This is a genomic window from Streptomyces sp. SID5464, assembly GCF_009862985.1.
GTDB classification, from domain to species: Bacteria; Actinomycetota; Actinomycetes; order Streptomycetales; family Streptomycetaceae; genus Streptomyces; species Streptomyces chartreusis_D.
Genome location: NZ_WWIQ01000005.1, coordinates 64,041 through 67,190 on the forward strand (window position 1 = coordinate 64,041; position 3,150 = coordinate 67,190).

3 protein-coding genes are annotated in these 3,150 nt (G+C 69.2%); 1 reads left to right on the plus strand and 2 read right to left on the minus strand.

The window, feature by feature from the left end; all coding sequences use genetic code 11:
• Nucleotides 1-405, plus strand: a 405-nt coding sequence (locus GTY47_RS40675) for a ricin-type beta-trefoil lectin domain protein (RefSeq protein ID WP_010037395.1), incomplete at its 5' end; no start/stop codon positions are given.
• A gap of 76 nt (nt 406-481) precedes the next feature.
• Here the strand turns inward: GTY47_RS40675 and GTY47_RS05230 are convergent.
• Together GTY47_RS05230 and GTY47_RS05235 are read right to left on the minus strand one after the other, a co-directional pair.
• Nucleotides 482-1,771 (minus strand): ricin-type beta-trefoil lectin domain protein, encoded by a 1,290-nt coding sequence (locus GTY47_RS05230; protein WP_010037396.1) that lies wholly within the window; start codon nt 1,769-1,771, stop codon nt 482-484.
• An 83-nt stretch (nt 1,772-1,854) separates the two neighbouring features.
• The coding region (locus tag GTY47_RS05235; RefSeq protein ID WP_010037397.1) for an arabinofuranosidase catalytic domain-containing protein at nt 1,855-3,150 on the minus strand (1,296 nt) is incomplete at its 5' end.

Here is a 3,150-nt window from a genome sequence, read left to right on the forward strand (position 1 = left end):
GGCGGCAGCCCGCCACCCACCCCCGGCACGGGTCCGGTCGTGGGGCTCGCGAACAAGTGCCTGGACGTCCGTGGCGGCAGTTCGGCGGACGGGACGGCGGTGCAGATCTCGTCGTGCACGGGTTCGGCGGGGCAGCGGTGGACGGTGGCGCCGGGGTCGACGGTCAAGGCGTTGGGCAAGTGCCTGGACGTCAGCGGCAACAGCACGGCGGACGGGGCGAAGGTCCAGTTGTGGTCCTGCAACGGTGGTGCCAACCAGAACTGGCAGGCGTACCCGGACGGGTCGCTGCGGAACCCGCAGGCGGCCAAGTGCCTGGACGTGTCGGGCGCGGGCTCCTCCGACGGCACCCTCGTGCACCTGTGGACCTGCCACGGCGGAGCCAACCAGAAATGGACCCTGCCCTGAGCTGACGCGGCACGCCGGTCTCGTCTCTGAAAGTGAAGGCGGTACGTGAGATCACGTACCGCCTTCACTCGTGCGGTTACGCTCGCGTCCAGCGCTGGTTGGCGCCGTCGTGGCAGCTCCACACGATGACCGCGGAGCCGCCCGCGGTGCTTGCGCCGTTGACATCCAGGCACAACCCGGTCTGAGCGTTGCGGATCGTGCCGTTGCTGCTGAAGACCCACTGCTGGTTGGTGGCACCGTCGCAGTCCTGGACCTGTACCCGCGTGCCGGCGGCGGCGCCGGGCGGGACGTGCACGCACTTGCCCAGCACCTGCAACGCCGCACCGTTCTGGGTGAACTGCTGGTTGGCGTTGCTGTGGCAGTCCCAGATGATCAGCGGTGTGCCGTTGGCGGAGTTCGACCCGTTGACGTCCAGGCACCGGCCCGAACCCTCGTTGCGCAGCCGGAAGGTGGTCGGGGTCGGCGGCGGGGTGGGTGTCGTGTCGTCGAACTGCGTGAAGAAGTTCCACACCACCGCCCGGGTCCACGACCTCTCACCCGGTTCGTAGTCGCCGGCCGATCCGTCGACAGGACCGGGCGTATGACCCGCGTCGAACGCGGCCCATGCCACGGGGTAGCCGGCGCGGCACCCCGAGTAGGTCGTGACGACATGCGTGAGGCTGCCCCGTGCCGGCTCCGGCGGGTTCTGGGGGGTGCAGCCGTTGTTCCGCACGAACCTGTCGCGCAGCGAACGACCCGTGGAGATCGGGAGCACCGGGTCCCGCAAGCCGTGCAGTCCGATGTACGCGACCGGCTGGGTGCCGCCGTTGCACCCGCTCAACTGTCCGCCCGCGTAGACGGCGACCGCGCGGAACACTGTCGGCCGGGCGCACGCGAGGGCGAAACTCATGCCGCCTCCGTAGCTGAAACCCCCGGCGAAGCGCTGGTTCGTGTCGACGCACAGGCCCGCCTCGATCTGCCTGAGCATGTCGTCCACGAAGGTCAGATCCTCGCCGCCTGAGTTGGCCCAGCCGTTCCCGAGGCCCTGGGGCGCGACGAAGATCGTGCTGTTGTTCGAGAGCGCCCGCAGGCCGTAGTACGACCAGGAGTATCCGCTGGTTCCGCCCGAGTCGACGTCGCCCGCGGTGCCGCCGTTCCAGTGGAAACCGAAGACCAGGCGGTACGGGCGGTCGTTGTCGTAGTCGGCGGGCACCCGCAGGATGTAGTTCCGCGTCCTGCCGCTGCTCTGAATCGAGTGCGGACCACTCGACAGCGTGGGGGGCTTGCCGCATCCGGCGCTCGCGGCGACGGAGCGGACCTCGGCGGCGGCGGACGTCGGCGAGATGCCGCTGATGCCGACCGCGGCGAGCAGGAGCGCGGCGGCCACGGCGATCGGCGTGCGCCATCGGTGACGATTCCTGCCGTGTCGCACCACGTTTCTCCCTCCCTTTCCTTCATCGATGGAGTGACTCAGCGGTAGCCGGCGGCGACGATGTTGGCTTGTACCGCGCTCTCGGTCGCGTCGGACGGGTATCCGGACACCATCGCGCCCTCGTAGAAGGTGCCGGCGCTGAGGTTCGCGCCGCCGCCGGGCTTGCAGCAGTCGCCACCGCTGCCGAGGATGATGGCGCCCTGCTTCTTCATGGGGCTGTAGCCGGGCGGAAGCGCGCCGTCCCAGAGCGTGGTCAGGCTTCCGGTCTGGGCGTTGCCACCCCTGAGCGCGAAACGGCTCGTCCCGTTGTTCTTCAGCATCGCCGTCACGAACTTGCTGGTGAAGGCCCGCTGGTTCGTGTTCCAGGTCTGACTGCCACCGGAGTAGAGCCCCCATTCGAGGTCGGCCTGGATCCACGGGCCGCTGCCGACGCACCCGCCGAACCAGCACTGGGTGCTGAAATTGATCGCGTCCATCGCCCCGGCCGCGTCGGCCGCTCGGGTCGTCTCACTGTTGCCGTAGTCGAAGCAGCAGCCGCCGTTGACATGGGTGCCGCTGGTCACCATGTACATGCCTTCAGGGGCGCTGCCGGTCGGCACGCCGGTCAGGTGGCCGTCCCGCCAGTAGCTGTTGCCGGGATTGATGTAGAGCGAGTAGGCCTTGCTGCCACGGACCGCCAGCGACTCCGACGTGGCGAGCGCCGGGCGGCTCTGGCTGGAGCCGGGAACCACACTCGATCCCTGGTACCACAGGTCGTTCCCGCGGCCGGACTGGTCGTAGACGACGGTGATGACACAGGTTGTTCCGGCGCAGAACGAGTCCTGCGTCGTCGCGTCGGCGGCGCCACCCGCGCTCAGGACGCCGATGTTCCGGGTCGTGCTGTCGGACGAGCGCCGGACCTGGTAGAGGTTGCCGTCGTAGGTGCCGTAGAGCGCTCGTACGGTGCTGTGGGCGGCGATGCAGGGGGTGCCGCCCGAGGCGTAGATGTCGCACGTGCCCGCGCCGCCCGGTACCGGCGGGTCCGGCGGCGGGGTCGGCGAGTTCCACTGCTGGTTGGCGCCGTTGTGGCAGGACCAGAGGGTGATCCTGGTGCCGTTGGCGGTGCCGCCGGCGTTGGCGTCGAGGCACAGTCCGGACTGGACGCCGGTGATGGTGCCGTTGGGGTTGACGTTCCATTGCTGGTTGTTCTGGCCGTTGCAGTCCCAGATGATGACCGCGGTGCCGTTGGTGGTGCCGCGTCCGCTGGCGTCGAGGCATTTGTCGCCGTTGACGGTCAGTTGTTTTCCGGCGGTGTAGGTCCAGGTCTGGCCGGCCGCGCCGGTGCAGTCCTGGAG